This is a genomic window from Candidatus Bathyarchaeota archaeon A05DMB-5 (assembly GCA_019685655.1).
Classification (GTDB): domain Archaea; phylum Thermoproteota; class Bathyarchaeia; order Bathyarchaeales; family Bathycorpusculaceae; genus DSLH01.
Map to the genome: position 1 here is coordinate 184,169 of JABFQP010000001.1, position 13,965 is coordinate 198,133.

The following is a 13,965-nucleotide window of genomic DNA, read 5'->3' on the forward strand; positions in this document are numbered from 1 at the left end:
CTTAATAGGTAATAAAAGGGAGGTTGTGCGCTGTCACTCGGAAGCTTCAACATTGGCTTCTTTGTAATATTGCGCGTTTGCGGTGAACACTGTTATGCCTACGGTTACACCGATGTCGCTGACTGAAACGTGGTCTGGATTAGTTACGTAGACTATCATGCTCCAGCCTGACTTCAGAATCAAGTCGTCATTGGCTTGAACAAGGTCATAGTTTACGGTTAGTGGCACTTGTTTGCCAGAAAGCGAACCGTCACTGTTTGGAGTGATGTATGGTAAATCATCGTTTATTGTATCTTGTGTTTTGTTATAATATAGAGTGTTCCAGTTGCACTCTTGACCTCTCACAGATATCTTGTCAATAACGATGTCACGACCACCAGTATTAATTATCAAGAAGGCGGTTTCAGCAAAATTTGTGCCATTATGCCACGTATGCAGCTTGTATACTTGGAGACTTTCCTCTTGAACCCTTGTTGTAGTCACGTTAATAGCGTAAAAAGTGACAACAGTTGCGAGCAACACTGAAACAACGAGTATGATTAGTGTCGTTACTACAACGCTTAATCCTTTTTTATTCTTTAACATACGCATAGCATTTATTCCTACCTGAAATGTTTGAAAAAGTAATTGAAAACGAAAAGTAATAGTATTTGTATGTCACAAAACCTAACGCAATCTAACGATTATGATTTAAGTAGTTGATTAAAATTTAGAACTTCACAAGAATATCGGAAGTAAATTCTAACGATTCAGCCTCAATTCGTGAACAAACGTTAAAAATCCAATAGCGCTAGATAGCAGTTGTGAATGTTTCATGAAGCCAGTGATGGTTGTCGTTGGCACAAGACCAGAAATAATAAAAATGGCACCGGTTATCAGAGCTTTACGTAAGAACAAGATACCGTCAATTTTTGTCCATTGCGGCCAACACTACGATTACAACATGTCTCAACAATTTATTGAAGAGCTTGAACTTCCAATGCCAGATTACGGATATAAACTAAAAGCTTACTCTCAAGGAGCGCAAACTGCACGCATAATAGTTCACATGGAACAATTATTAAAAAAAGTGTTGCCCGCTCTGGTTTTGGTAGAAGGAGACACAAACGGAGTTTTAGCAACCGCTTTGGCGGCAGTCAAGTTGGGAATTCCGGTGGGGCATGTAGAGGCGGGATTGAGAAGTTTTGATTTGCGCATGCCCGAAGAACATAACAGACGCTTAACAGACCATGTTTCTACTTACCTGTTCGCCCCAACAAAAACAGCAGAAAACAACTTAAAAAAAGAAAACGTGTGGGGAAAAGTCTACGTCACCGGAAACACAGTGATAGACGCGGTAGCTCAGCACTTGCCAATAGCAGAAAGAAAATCAAAAATACTGGAAACTGTCCGCTTCAAAAAATTCGCCTTAGCAACAGCCCACAGAGCAGAAAACGTAGATGACCTCAAGGTTCTCAAGAATTTTATGGAAGCCTTCGCAGAAGCACCAATACCAATAGTTTACCCGATGCACCCCCGCACAAAAAAGAGACTACAACAGAACAAGATATACACTGAAATCAAGAAAACTGGAAATCTGCATATTCTGCCTCCACTTGGCTATCTAGACTTCTTGGTTTTAATGAAGAAATGTAAGATGATAGTGACCGATTCAGGCGGCATCCAGGAAGAAGCAACAGCGCCATCCATACGCAAACCAGTCTTGGTTATTCGCCTTTCCACCGAGAGACCAGAAGCCGTCGAAGCAGGTTTCGCCACGGTTGTTGGAGTGGAAAAGAAACAAATATTGAATGCTATTATAAAAACGTTGGAGCAACGAAAGGAACTTCCGAAAAAATCGCCTTATGGAAATGGAAATGCTGCTGAAAAAATTGTCCAAATAATCAAGGAAGAAATGAGTTTTAAATGTTTATGAAATGTATGTAACTTTTTTATCTTCCTCTTTACGGGTTTCCTCTGCTTGCAAGGCTCTTTTCTCTTCTATCTTCTGCAAACGAACAACCATCTTCTCTGCTTTAGCGATTTCTTCGTCTAAACCATCTAAATTCACATCAAGGTTTAAGATTGATTTCAAAACTTCCAAAACACTTTTGGCAGCCCTTGGGTCTGGCAGGTACCCACGCGTTTCGCCTAAAAGGCAAAGAGCATCTATTTTTTTCAAACGAGCTAAGCCAAGAATCAAACCGGCAGTGCCGACTATGGGGCTTCCCATGGGGCTGAGCATGGCTTTGGCTTGTAATGCCTTGTTTAAAAGTTCTGGATTTGTTGCGGCTACGATTACTTTAGGTTTGTCTTTTACCTCGACGCGGTAACCGCCAATCGTTATTATCAAGCTTACTTTGTGCTGTTCAGCAAAGTTGAGAATGCGGTCTGAAATTTCGTATTGACCCTCAATTGTTTGTGCTTGGCTGTCGCCTGTGAAAAGTATGAGGTCGTTTTTTCCATTTTTGTTCTTCCAAAAGTGGAATGTTCCACGTAAAAGTCGAATTCCTCCTTTTTTGTTGACAAGCACGAAGTATGGAAAATGTGGAGAGTATAGGTACGCGAATTTTTCAGCCTTCAACTGTTTAATTAAATAGCGTATAGCGATTTTGCCGACAATCCCTAACCCAGGAAGCCCTTCAACCAGAATAGGATTATTTAACTGAACCGTGACAAGTTCTTTAATGACGGTCTCTTTCATTTGTTAATCCTTCCTCTTTAAAGCCATCCTATACTTGAGGTATTTATCGTCAGGCGAGAATTTTGGCGGATGCGGTACACGAACTTTTCCACCGCAATATGGGCATCCATCACTTTTCAACGTGTATTTTCCGCATTTTTCACATTTTCTTAAGAGCCAAACCACTACTTCTCCCTTCTAAAGACGCCTTGCCCGCCAGCTTTAGAAACATTAGAGATAACATTCTGAGCAATTCTTTGCAGAACATCCTCTGCACGCTTGTAATTTTCCGCCATAACCTCAATACAGTATTTTGGTGCGGCGACAACATAAAAGCGGAGCTTTGCGTCGCGGGATTTTTCAGCCTTTTTGGCGTTTAGAAAGGCTTCTTTGATGACTTTTACTCCGTTAGGCTTCATGCAACGAAGCTCAACTACGCCTTTTACACGAACCATTGGAACACGGATTCTTTCTTTTGCAACCTCAACGAGAACATTCGCAAGGTCTTCGGGCACGCCTATTTTTGTCAAAGCTTCCGTGCTTTCCCGCAAAGCCTTTTCGAATCCCTCATAAAGTCCGTATTCTTTTTCGATTGGCGCACCGACTTTTTCATAAATACTTTCCAGCGGTTGTCCAGTTTTTTCGGCGATGCTTCTGAGTAGGGCTTCTGCTTTTCTTTCCTTTTTCCAAGACATGATTTTCTCGATTTTTTCTCTTTTTGTAACTCTTCTAAGGGATAAATCAATGTGTCCTTTTTCTACGTCCACCCGCAAAACTTTCAAAACAACTTTCTGCCCTTCGCGGACAAAATCTCGGATATTTCTAATCCAAGAAGAAGAAACTTCAGAAATGTGAAGCAATCCTTTCTTATCATACTCATCCAGTTTAACATAAGCGCCATAATCTGTTACAGCTTCTACCGTGGCTATCACTAAGTCGCCCACTTCAGGCCATTCTTGCTTTTTAAAGGCCATTTTAGCGTTCATCCTCTTTCAAAAACCGCGACTATCTCACCCTTGATTATTGCTTTTCCACCGGACGGTGAAGCCAATTCGGTTCCGCAGACGTTGCAGTTGACCTTGTTTACGGCATGGTTGAAAACTAGTTGTTCATTTCCACATTTTTGACATTTCACTCTCAGGAAACTGCTTCTCGGTCTTGGAATAAGTTTTTCCCATTCAGCCATTTCTTGTTCACCTCAATCTACACAATCGCCAATTTTCTTAATCGCACACCATCTTTATGCCTAGTGTAACCGCAAACTTTGCATTTCAACTTTAAAGTTTGTTTCTTTGTCGTCTTTGAAAATTCTCTTTGAAGAGGATACTTCTGTCCGCCATAACCTTTCTTTTCGCGTTCATGATGGCGTTCGCCTTTGGCTAAGGCTCTTCGCTTTCCAGCCTTGTAAAGAGATACTGCATGAGCTTGATGCTGTTTGCATCTTGGGCAATATGTTCTGACTTCTTTTGGAACATTCACATTAACCACATCCAGCCTTCCATAAAGAAAACAAACACGTTCTTATACTTTTTCGCTATGTCTTCGAAATAAATGTTTAACTAATCGGCGTGCGTTAAGCATTACTTCAGGTGGATATAGCAAAACTTTAAAGATATATGTGGAAAGGATTCATGTTAAGTCAAACTCTTAGGAAATACAACACTACCGTAATGATATTGTTGCCTTTATTCTCAATCATCACTCCATTTGCAATATTGTATTTCTATCAAGACATAGCGTACCCACCATATCCTACCTTATACAACCCAGAAAAATACACAAACACGTTCGAAGCCACATGGAAAGGCAGAACCTTCTACATCTTCTTTCTCTGGCTTTTCGTCTTGGAAATGATATTCGGTTGGGAAGAACTAATAAAAATAAAACATAAACTAAAATCCATAAAAACCCTCATTTTAATTCTAGCTCTAATACTTCCCACCATCTACACAATCACAGCTAATTTTTACGGAATAAACAAAACAATTATTGAACTAACCTACCAAAAAGGGGCAGATAAATATTCTGTTCGTTGGGTTCCGCTTTCAACAGAATATCTAGTTTTCACAGTCCTGTTTGCATTAACAGTTCTTGTTGGACAGGGAATTACTGGTTTAATGAATTACTCGATTTCGATAACTTTCCTTGGAATTATTGGGTTGATATACACGATAGATAATCTATATCCCAACGGACAATTCACACCATTCCAAATACTTGTCCCTACTACAGCAATACTCGCAGCCCGTGTCTTAAACCTGATGGGATATCAAACCACATTTTTAGATCCGCAACAAGGAATGCCACATTTACAAGTCAACAAAAGTTGGGACGCAGTTATAGCATGGGGATGCTCAGGAATAGACAGCCTAATAATTTACTCAGTCACGATTCTTTTATTCCTAAAGAAAAGCGCAATTCCGATGAAGCAACGGATAATCTATTTTGTGATAGGCGCTGCTGTCACCTACTTCATCAATATTCTCAGAATAGCAACCATTTTCATTATCGGAGTAAACGGCGGCGATTGGGAAACTTTCCATAACTTTTATGGACAATTATATTCAATCACATGGATTGTATCTTATCCATTAATAATAATTGGAACACGCGCTTTGTGGAGCAAAATTAGAAGTTGGAAAGTGACTGCAAACAGCGAGGCTGGTTTCTCGCATCAAACAAAACCTTCAACGCAGACTCCTTGATTGCAACATCTAGTTAACTTCAACTTTTTCGGCTAAACCCTGCTTAACCAGTATCTTAGCATTCTCCACAGGCAGAGAAGCGACATCCTCAATTTTAAAGGGACCATAAAGTTTCATATCCGCACCAATTACTGCGGGGACATCCTTAAGAAAACGTAGAACAGTTCTCTTGTGCTCCTTTCCCAAGCTGGTTCTCGACATATGCCCACGGAGAATACCATCTGCAAATTTTTGAAATGCCTCAGCAAAAGGTAGAGCCCCACTGAGAAAACTTTCTTCCTCAACCGTCAAAAGATCAGAAGGAACCTTGCCGCCTCTAGCAATTTTATTAACCAGTTTTCTATAGCGCGCATGAACCACTTCGCAAATCATACGTTTAACATTTTGCATTTCTTTATCGAGAAGTTTTGCCCTCGCAGTTTTTTTGTCAAGCATCCGACTTTCTTCCCTAAGTTTTCTCATATAATCAGTAATTTTAACGTAAAAATCCCTTGGAAGTTTGCTTAATTCACCAGTTTCAAGCTCTTTTTTCCAGATTTCATATAGTTCATTATACATTTTCGCTCACATACGCTTTGTTTGAGACGCAATTATTGGCGTTAACAACTCTCCGCCATGTCTTATATCCATCACGTAAGCCCTTCAGCGCATTTAACACTGATAATGGCTCTATTTTAATTCGAACGCCAGATTTTAAAACGTAATCTCTTGGTGGAAGGAATATGTAACGCAAGAATCGGGAAAAACTGGTTCGTGACTGGATGAATATGTTTTTGAAGTAAAAGTAAGTTTGGTTGCGGACGTACCAGTACAGCCATTCACTGCCTACTTGTTTACCTTTAAATTTGTGCCAAACCAACGCTTCTGGATGATATATTAACTTGTATCCAAGTTTTCTAACGCGTAAACAGATGTCCGTGTCGTCTCTGTAGCTTGTTCCAATGTAATTTTCGTCAAACCCGCCTACTTTTTGAAGCACATCTCTCCGAAATGACATGTTACAGCCAATGAAAGAATCAACTTCTCTTAGATTACTTAATGGGATATCAAAGTTTCCAACGACAAATCCACTGTCAAAAACTTTTCCTATTTCACTCCTACTAGTTTTCACATAAAACCTGTTAGACTTTCCATAAGGGATTACTCTTCCTCCAACCCCACCGACTTCATTGTTTAAATAAGGTTCACTTATATGTCTCAACCAGTCTCTGTGAACAACAACATCATCATCCAAAAAGGCGACAACATCCCCGTTTGCTTCAGAAAACCCGACATTTCGGGCACGCACCATGCTTCTTTCTCGTATAGAAAGGTAGCGTATAGGAAAATGATCTTTCAAATTTTTAGTGCCATCGGTAGAGTTGCTGTCTACGACGATAACTTCGTGTAGGTTACCTTCCAAATTAAAAATTGAAGTTAAACATTCTTTCAAATCTGAACATCTGTTATAAGTAACGACCACAATTGATACTTTAATTGTCAGACAACGCCCACCTCAAACAACATTTAACCCACAACCTCCGCCCGGTTTTTACAGACAAGCAATACAGCAACACCCGTAGGTAGTTCCACTTCTTGATTCTTGTAGGGGCCAAACGTTTCATCGCCGATTCTCAAGGAAGGTGCATCTGAAACGTAAACTTTCACTGTTCCGGTTTTAAAGGCCACAGCATCTTTGAACGGGTCAAAACTATCTATGGCTGACGCCGGAAACTCGATTTTTTTCAAGCCAGTCTTACCATGTAAAGTGCCAGCTAAACGAATCAATCGATGCACATCGGTAGTGACAACAGTGTCAATTTTCGCAGATTCAAGTTTAACAACATGCTCTATTATTTTTCGCCAACTTTCCACACCAACGCCCTTGATTCGACTCAAAGCCTTCATGTCAGACCAATCTTTTAACACCAACGCTTTATTCCTTAATATCGCATTTGAAACATTACTCTTGAGCCCAATTCTCTTGAGGTCATCTTCCGTAGCTTTCTGAATGAAACGTTGCAGTCCCAAGGCTAGGCGTTTACGCCAACCAAAATCGTCTAGTTGGGCAGGAAAGGCAGATGACGTTTCTTTATATTTCTCATCTAAACCGTGGAAGGAGAAATTGATTCCTAAACCAGAAAAGTAGTCAACAATTTCCTTGCGTGCAACCGTGTCCAATGTTTGAACTGTCTCATTTTCTACGTGTACATGATAGCCTCGATGACCAGAGAAAAACACATGCACTTCTTTTGCGGAAAAGCCGAAATCATTCAACAACATATTTAAGAGTTTAATGGTTTCTTCCCTAGCAGATTGCAAACAAACCTCACAAAGCCACGTGTTAACTTCAAACTTTTCCTTTCCGCAAACAGGACATTTTTCTGGCGCGATTCCCTTCCCAGAAAATCCGCAAGCCCCGCAAGTCCATTCGTCATGCACTTTATCGCATTGGGTTGGTATATGGTCTGCGTCGATGTCGAAAATCAAGTCGGCGCCTAACCAGTCTTTCTTGTCCATTTCAGCTTTTGGGTTGTCATAATAAGCGCAAGAATAATATGCGTCAGAAGGAACGAATTCTCTCAAAAAATTCTGCAGTTCGTTTTTATCTGCGAAAGCTTTGTGGCGTACCATGACGTTGTCGAATGAAATAAAACCGAATTCTCTTTTTTCAATCATGCGCGGAGATGAAACTTCGCAATTCTCGCTGTTATAGTAGTTGTGAAATAATTTGTTAATGAACAGTTTTGACTGCACGTGGCATCCTCTTATCTTAATATGTGATTGACACTCATATCTAACAATATGCGACAAAAAACCAAAATAAACACTTTATGCAACATATTAGTAGAACTCTTCAAAAACAAATTTTCCAGGAGGCAACCACATAAGTTCAAGAGAAGCATCACCATCAAGCTCGGCATAGAAAACAGAAATTTTGTGCTCGCCAGCAGTTAATTCTACACTAAAGAAATCTGAATCAGAGACATGTGAATTGTAAACTAGCTTGTCATCAACATAAATCATAGTGCAGTTATCTGCAACAACCTTAAACATGCATGTGCCAGACGATTCAACGTTAAAGTATCCATTAATGAATGAAGAAAAATAGTCCTTGTTTATTGTAGGAAACGGCGACATGTGCCGAAAATTGAATGAAGGCGCAAAAACGACAGAAGAAACTGTTGGAATGCTGTCCAAGTAGAGAAAATCTGAGCTAAGAATCTTAGGTGCTGTTTCCCAAGGAGGCTTCCAGAATAGGAAGAGAGACTCGTTGTCGTCGGTTACATTATACTCAAACCTAATGGTGTGAAAACCATTCTCTAATGCAAGCTTCGATGAGCTATCATGGCAATCAAATATTACTTTATTATCAATGGATAGTTTCCTATAGTTACTTGAATTAGACACCACGTAGAAACTGTACTCGCCACCCACCGGAATAAATAGCCATCCATCCCACACAACATTCAACTCAGAACTGTCTCTGTGAGGATTTAATTTTTCAAACAAGACAGGAGAAACAGTCACGTTCAACACGGTTTCGTTAAAAAGCGGGACACCGTCAGTAAACGAACCGTTGAAAACAGTCATCAACAAGCCCTGATTATACAAATCAACATCAAAACCACCGTCAAAAAGACGAACAGAATCATCCGCATATTCCCTTTTAAGAAGCCAAACATAATCTGCAGAAGCATATATGCCATAGCTTCCATTTTCAATTAACCTCAAACTGTATTCCTCAATATTCTCAAGATACCATTCAGACATGGCATCAATCAAAACGTAATCCACAGAAGCCTTTTGAAGAAAGAAATCAACCACACTTATGTTACTCGCAGAGGCATAGGACGCATAAATCCACAGAGTTGGCTCCCACATGGCATATGCATAAACTCTTTGACTTAAGTGTGGATGGATGTCATTCTGAGTCATAATTGAAGCGTCTGGCGGCACCAACTCTAGAATTCTATTTAATGCGGTAAAATGATTAAAAGAACGCTTAACAGTTTTGCTTGCCAGAAGGTCAACATGAGGTTGATAAAAAAGTACGACATAAGAAACGAGCAATATAACAACATAAAAAACAATTAACATCTTCTTACCTGCACCTCCAAAAGAAAGATGAAATGAACTAAACTTATCTTTTAAAACGAAAAGCCTTTTGCCTCCTCGCACAGCAGATATAAACACGAATGGCGCGGCAAACGCAACATACTGACAACCAATAGCTGTATAATAAGGAGCATAATTTGACAAAAGCGCAGCAAGAAACCAAGGAGAAGCTATCAAAAGAGAAGGAATATCCAGAAGAGACAGCAAACCAACTGGCGCCAACAAACCAAAAAGGTAAATGACCTTTTCTTCTAGAGTGGGCAAGATCATTTGGATGGTTCGAAGCGGGTTGCTTATAACATTCCACAAAAGTGCCACTGGATTATGCAAAGGGTCTCCAAACTGAATCCAATTTCTGTTAGGAAATACTGTGGGGTTGCAGAGGAAAATAACTGTTCTTGCGATTACGTACCAAGAAATTCCCAGGATGATTGTCAAAATGGAAGCGACTACTGTTTTGTTTAACAGCAACTGATAGTTGAATGTCCTAATTGACTGCTTGATTGTTTTTCTTTCCACCCAAAAGCCATACAAACCAAAAAATATGACAATAAACGGAACAAATTCCACAACCGACAACGCCAGAATAATAAACAGGAAATACTTAAGGAACTTCTTATTGCTAAGATAATAAAATGCAAAAAAGAAAAAAACCGGCAGAAACGCTTGAGTGTGAAAATCAAAGACATTTACACCCCACATGGGCGGATACATCAAATAGAGAAAAGAGAAAAAAAAGGCGTATTTCTGATTCCCAGTTTCTTTTAAACCAATCAGATAAAGCGGAACTGCACCAGATGCTATGACAAAAGATTGCAAAACCAGCAAAGACGCAGTGCTTTGAAAAATCTTGTATATAGGAACGACCAAAAATAGCACAGGAGAAAAATGGATTCCAAAGAAGCACCCTCCAGAATTTATAGGCAGTTCAACAGTGTACCAGAAAAATTTGCCAGCATTCGCGGTTGACCAAATACTTTGTTCATAAATGCCTAAATCCCAAGCCGTCGTCAAAAATAGATTGTGCTTAAGTATGGATATATAGGAAAATATTGCAGTATATATTAAGATGGAGATAAACAATAATAAAAAGAATTTATGAGAGCGCACATAGCTCTTAACTTTCACCGCAAACCCAAAGCGCATGTATTTCCAGCCGAACTAGTTATATCTAGAGCTTATTCTTATTTTTTATCTAAACCATCAACGGATACTTAGAAAATGTAAAATAGGATTAGTGACAAAAATTCTCAAAGACAACAGGGAGAATAATGAACGACTATTACATGGTTGCTTTCTCTTGAGAGAATTCTGGTGACAATAAGAAGTGATTGCGGGTGAAAGAAAAAGTAACAATAGTTTGTGATCCACTACTCAGCGAGTATGGTCCAACGCGTCCTCCAGTACTAATAGCAAAAGAACTTAGAAAACACAATTATGATGTAAGCTTGATTTCAATTCTCGCAAACGAAAAAATAAAGAAAAACCTAGAGTCGGAAGGCATCGGCGTTAACGTTATTGGTAGCAGAGCGCCTCTAAAAAGTGAATCATTGACATGGTTTTATTTTTGGCTTTTAGAAGGATTTTTCTCAGTGAACTCAAAAAAATTAAACGGATTGCAATTATTGTTGGATGGGACTGTTCTGAATTTTTCTAACACAATAATTTTTCCTTGCAAGATTTGGTACGCTCAAGGTCCTCCAACTGTTTTGCTGGACAAAACCAAAGATTACCTAGCACTATATTATAAAACATTTTACCTTTTTTCCGCACCCGTCCTTAGAAAAATAGACAAAAAAATGACCAGCAAATTTTCCAAATTATCGGAAAAAGTATTTGCTAATTCTAAATATTTAGCCAAAGTCTACGAGCAAATGGAAACAAAAGTCGACACAGTTATCTATCCGCCTATCGATTGCCAAATATTTAAACCAACAACAACCACGCCACAAGGAAACTATGTAGTGACATACTTTGGAAAAGAAACAAACTTCAGAGCTATCCAGAAAGCTCTAGACAAGGGAATCAAAATAAAGGCTTTCGGAGGAAAAATGGTGACGGCGTCTAAAGATACTTTGAGACACCCTAACTTGGAATTCTTGGGCAGAATCAGCGACTCCTTGCTTGTCGACTTGTATTCAAATGCCGCATTCACACTCTTCCCATATATTGATGAACCATTCGGATACATCCCAGTTGAAAGCATGGCATGCGGCACACCAGTCGTAACTTTTGGTAATCAAGGACCTGGAGAAACGGTTATTGATGGAATAACTGGATGGCTTACGAATAATGAGAACGAAATCGTGGATATTGCATTAAAAATATGGAACATGGGATACTCCAAGGATATGAGAGAAGAATGTAGGAAAAGAGCCTTAGCATTTGACATTAAAGCAATTGTGAAACAATGGATTAGCGAAATCAACAATAAAGCATGAAAAAGAAAAGGACTCATGCTTCTCTCAATCGTGCATGAACGCGGGCGCTGAAAAATTTGATGAGAATTTCATTTGAAAATTCTGCATTGCCATAAAAGATATATCTTGGAATCCCAAGATAATCTTCGAAATTTGCTTTTCCTATATAGGAGATAAATTGTTTTATCTCGTTTAAAGTTAGTTTGGACTTTCCCAGCTTTCTGTTAGTGAATACTATTGGCATTTCAATTATGTAACAACCTTTCTTAACAGCCTGTCGTATAGTTTCTATTTGTATTTCATATGTTTGACTGTGAAGTTCGCCTATTACTTTTTTTAGCATGTTTAGTGAATAACACCGTAGCCCACTAGTGCAGTCTTTTATTTTCGCTCCAATTATTACAGACGCGAATTTGTTAGCTACCTTACTTATCATTATCCTTACGGGACTCCAGTCAGTAATTTTTCCACCCGGAAAATATCTGCTGCCTATCACCAAATCATAGCCCTTTTTTGCGACTTTCACAAGTCTAGGTATGTCTTTTGGGTTGTGTGAGTAATCTGCATCCATTGTAATTACGTATTTGGGAGGGGTTTCCATTGAAAGAAATATTCTCATCCCATCAGTAATTGCCGTTCCGAGACCAGATTTTTCAGGTCTCACAAGAAGTAGGATGTTATCATATTTCTTCTGAAGCGTTCGCACAATGTTTGCTGTTCCGTCAGGACTGGAATCGTCAATCACCATTATTGAAGCGTTTAGGTTTAGGTTTTCAATCTCGTTTATTATCTGTTTGATGTTTCCTGCTTCGCAGTAAGTTGGGAGGATTATTCCTATATCTGCGTTTAGTTCAAAGTTTCCTTCAAGTATTTTGGGAGAATTTGTTTGGAGAATAGTGTCTCCTACATGTCTCCAGTTTTCCACACTTGAAATGAAGGAAACTTCAGATTTCATTTTTATGTTTCAACCTTCTAATCATCTATTAAAGAGAGAGGTATCTCTTATCGTACCGAACATACTTACCGCGTTTTCAACTTATAAGCTTATTTCACTTTTTTTGCTTTTCTGCGGTAATAAGCGAGCGGGTGCCGTATTTTCTCGCAGAGAGCGTCCGGGTTTGTGCATACGTTATGCGTCTTTAGCGTTTCACATTTGGGTGAAGTGTATTGTGTTCGAGAGCCTCTTTCTCCGGCGATGTGCTCGACTTGGTAGCGTGTCAGTCTCTCGTTAAAGTCGGAAAAGTTTCTGAACAGTTCGATAACGCTTTCTGAAGACATTCCTATGTTGACGAGGAAGGATGTTAAGGTGAATCTGCCTATGTGTGATAGGTGACGCCCTGAAGATACTATTTTATATAGCGTGTCTATGCATGGTGGAAAAGCTTCTTGGACGACATTTTTTGGGAATCCTTCCATTTCCATTTTGCCTATCCGTTCTAAGGTTAGTTTCTTTAGTTTTTCAGCAATTGTTGACAATTCTTCGGGAAACTTGGCTTCTTTTATTTCTAATCTTTTCTCGATGTACTTGCGAACTTCTTCTTTTAGTAGCCTCACTATTTTGTTTTTGTTTAAGTAAACCTTTCCGCCGGATAGTAGGCAGTTTATGAGTTTCCATTCTTTCTCTCGCAAGTGTGTCGTGTTTTTAAGATAATCTGTAAAGTGTAACGCGAATTCGTAGGGAAGTTCGTTATCGCGGTTTATTTCAAGTTTCCATTCGAAGTTTTGTGCAATTGCCATGATTTTTTCTTTTGGTTCATCTTGCATGTCGTTGAGAACTTGTTCTGCCTCTGCCAAAGCGTATCTTTTTTTGATGAAGGAATTTTCCGTTGCAATAGCCAGCATTGTAGCAACTGGGAAGGATAAAATTTCAACTTCTGGCTTTCGCAGATCTCGGCTTACTAAAGCGAAAAGAATTGCTTCTTCAACTCTTGTTTCGGCGCGTTTCAGAATCTCCGCAAATTCTGGGCTTGTTAAATCTTGAATTTTTAAATCTAATTTTTTTACGTATTCTGTGGTTTCTTTGAGAAAAGGGTATTTTGCTAAGTCGTAAAGGGTGAATTTGGCGGCGGTAACTTGCATT

15 protein-coding genes are annotated in these 13,965 nt (G+C 39.2%); 3 read left to right on the forward strand and 12 right to left on the reverse strand.

What is annotated here, in order from left to right; translation table 11 throughout:
* Positions 1 to 33: 33 nt before the first annotated feature.
* Positions 34 to 585: a hypothetical protein gene (locus HM003_01075; protein MBX5327934.1), complete on the reverse strand. Its 552-nt coding sequence runs from the start codon at positions 583 to 585 to the stop codon at positions 34 to 36.
* A 229-nt stretch (positions 586 to 814) separates the two neighbouring features.
* Between HM003_01075 and wecB the strand changes: the two genes are divergently transcribed.
* The gene (gene wecB, locus HM003_01080; GenBank protein MBX5327935.1) at positions 815 to 1,915 is read left to right on the forward strand and encodes a UDP-N-acetylglucosamine 2-epimerase (non-hydrolyzing); all 1,101 of its coding nucleotides are present in this window, start codon (positions 815 to 817) and stop codon (positions 1,913 to 1,915) included.
* On the opposite strand, the gene HM003_01085 is transcribed toward wecB, so the two are convergent.
* Genes HM003_01085 through HM003_01105 form a run of 5 tightly spaced genes read right to left on the reverse strand, consistent with a single transcriptional unit; the run spans position 1,910 to position 4,141 of the window.
* Positions 1,910 to 2,683, reverse strand: coding sequence for a proteasome assembly chaperone family protein (locus tag HM003_01085; GenBank protein MBX5327936.1), 774 nt, complete (start codon positions 2,681 to 2,683; stop codon positions 1,910 to 1,912). The genes wecB and HM003_01085 overlap by 6 nt on opposite strands.
* Positions 2,684 to 2,686: 3 nt before the next feature.
* Positions 2,687 to 2,848 carry an RNA-protein complex protein Nop10 gene (locus tag HM003_01090; GenBank protein ID MBX5327937.1) on the reverse strand — a complete coding sequence of 54 codons (162 nt, stop codon included), beginning with the start codon at positions 2,846 to 2,848 and terminating at the stop codon, positions 2,687 to 2,689.
* The gene (locus tag HM003_01095; GenBank protein ID MBX5327938.1) at positions 2,848 to 3,636 is read right to left on the reverse strand and encodes a translation initiation factor IF-2 subunit alpha; all 789 of its coding nucleotides are present in this window, start codon (positions 3,634 to 3,636) and stop codon (positions 2,848 to 2,850) included. Before HM003_01095 ends, HM003_01090 begins: the two co-directional genes overlap by 1 nt.
* 8 nt (positions 3,637 to 3,644) lie before the next feature.
* Positions 3,645 to 3,848, reverse strand: a complete 204-nt coding sequence (locus HM003_01100) for a 30S ribosomal protein S27e (protein ID MBX5327939.1) — start codon at positions 3,846 to 3,848, stop codon at positions 3,645 to 3,647.
* A gap of 17 nt (positions 3,849 to 3,865) precedes the next feature.
* Positions 3,866 to 4,141 (reverse strand): 50S ribosomal protein L44e, encoded by a 276-nt coding sequence (locus HM003_01105; GenBank protein ID MBX5327940.1) that lies wholly within the window; start codon positions 4,139 to 4,141, stop codon positions 3,866 to 3,868.
* A gap of 152 nt (positions 4,142 to 4,293) precedes the next feature.
* Here HM003_01105 and HM003_01110 point away from each other — a divergent pair, with 152 nt between their 5' ends.
* Positions 4,294 to 5,367 (forward strand): archaeosortase/exosortase family protein, encoded by a 1,074-nt coding sequence (locus HM003_01110; protein ID MBX5327941.1) that lies wholly within the window; start codon positions 4,294 to 4,296, stop codon positions 5,365 to 5,367.
* Between the two features lie 9 nt (positions 5,368 to 5,376).
* Here HM003_01110 and HM003_01115 read toward each other — a convergent pair whose 3' ends face one another.
* The 4 genes from HM003_01115 to HM003_01130 form a co-directional block, all read right to left on the reverse strand.
* A complete protein-coding gene (locus HM003_01115) occupies positions 5,377 to 5,925 on the reverse strand; it encodes a DNA replication complex GINS family protein (protein MBX5327942.1) in 549 nt (182 codons plus the stop codon).
* Complete coding sequence (locus HM003_01120) at positions 5,918 to 6,829, reverse strand: glycosyltransferase (protein ID MBX5327943.1); 912 nt, start codon at positions 6,827 to 6,829, stop codon at positions 5,918 to 5,920. The genes HM003_01115 and HM003_01120 overlap by 8 nt, the downstream gene beginning before the upstream one ends.
* 44 nt (positions 6,830 to 6,873) lie before the next feature.
* Complete coding sequence (locus HM003_01125) at positions 6,874 to 8,025, reverse strand: DNA primase small subunit PriS (protein ID MBX5327944.1); 1,152 nt, start codon at positions 8,023 to 8,025, stop codon at positions 6,874 to 6,876.
* Between the two features lie 165 nt (positions 8,026 to 8,190).
* Positions 8,191 to 10,479 (reverse strand): DUF2079 domain-containing protein, encoded by a 2,289-nt coding sequence (locus HM003_01130; GenBank protein MBX5327945.1) that lies wholly within the window; start codon positions 10,477 to 10,479, stop codon positions 8,191 to 8,193.
* A 323-nt stretch (positions 10,480 to 10,802) separates the two neighbouring features.
* Here HM003_01130 and HM003_01135 point away from each other — a divergent pair, with 323 nt between their 5' ends.
* Positions 10,803 to 11,906 (forward strand): glycosyltransferase, encoded by a 1,104-nt coding sequence (locus HM003_01135; GenBank protein ID MBX5327946.1) that lies wholly within the window; start codon positions 10,803 to 10,805, stop codon positions 11,904 to 11,906.
* 13 nt (positions 11,907 to 11,919) lie between these two features.
* Here the strand turns inward: HM003_01135 and HM003_01140 are convergent, their stop codons facing one another.
* Together HM003_01140 and HM003_01145 are read right to left on the reverse strand one after the other, a co-directional pair.
* Complete coding sequence (locus HM003_01140) at positions 11,920 to 12,840, reverse strand: polyprenol monophosphomannose synthase (protein MBX5327947.1); 921 nt, start codon at positions 12,838 to 12,840, stop codon at positions 11,920 to 11,922.
* An 89-nt stretch (positions 12,841 to 12,929) separates the two neighbouring features.
* Positions 12,930 to 13,964, reverse strand: coding sequence for a DNA primase large subunit PriL (locus HM003_01145; GenBank protein MBX5327948.1), 1,035 nt, complete (start codon positions 13,962 to 13,964; stop codon positions 12,930 to 12,932).
* Position 13,965: the final 1 nt, after the last annotated feature.

Excerpts from the sequence above, each read along its gene's own strand:
- HM003_01075 (MBX5327934.1), bottom strand. The coding sequence starts at position 585 with ATGTTAAAGAATAAAAAAGGATTAAGCGTTGTAGTAACGACACTAATC.
- wecB (MBX5327935.1), top strand. The coding sequence starts at position 815 with ATGAAGCCAGTGATGGTTGTCGTTGGCACAAGACCAGAAATAATAAAA.
- HM003_01085 (MBX5327936.1), bottom strand. The coding sequence starts at position 2,683 with ATGAAAGAGACCGTCATTAAAGAACTTGTCACGGTTCAGTTAAATAAT.
- HM003_01095 (MBX5327938.1), bottom strand. The coding sequence starts at position 3,636 with ATGGCCTTTAAAAAGCAAGAATGGCCTGAAGTGGGCGACTTAGTGATA.
- HM003_01100 (MBX5327939.1), bottom strand. The coding sequence starts at position 3,848 with ATGGCTGAATGGGAAAAACTTATTCCAAGACCGAGAAGCAGTTTCCTG.
- HM003_01110 (MBX5327941.1), top strand. The coding sequence starts at position 4,294 with ATGTTAAGTCAAACTCTTAGGAAATACAACACTACCGTAATGATATTG.
- HM003_01115 (MBX5327942.1), bottom strand. The coding sequence starts at position 5,925 with ATGTATAATGAACTATATGAAATCTGGAAAAAAGAGCTTGAAACTGGT.
- HM003_01125 (MBX5327944.1), bottom strand. The coding sequence starts at position 8,025 with ATGATTGAAAAAAGAGAATTCGGTTTTATTTCATTCGACAACGTCATG.
- HM003_01140 (MBX5327947.1), bottom strand. The coding sequence starts at position 12,840 with ATGAAATCTGAAGTTTCCTTCATTTCAAGTGTGGAAAACTGGAGACAT.
- HM003_01145 (MBX5327948.1), bottom strand. The coding sequence starts at position 13,964 with ATGCAAGTTACCGCCGCCAAATTCACCCTTTACGACTTAGCAAAATAC.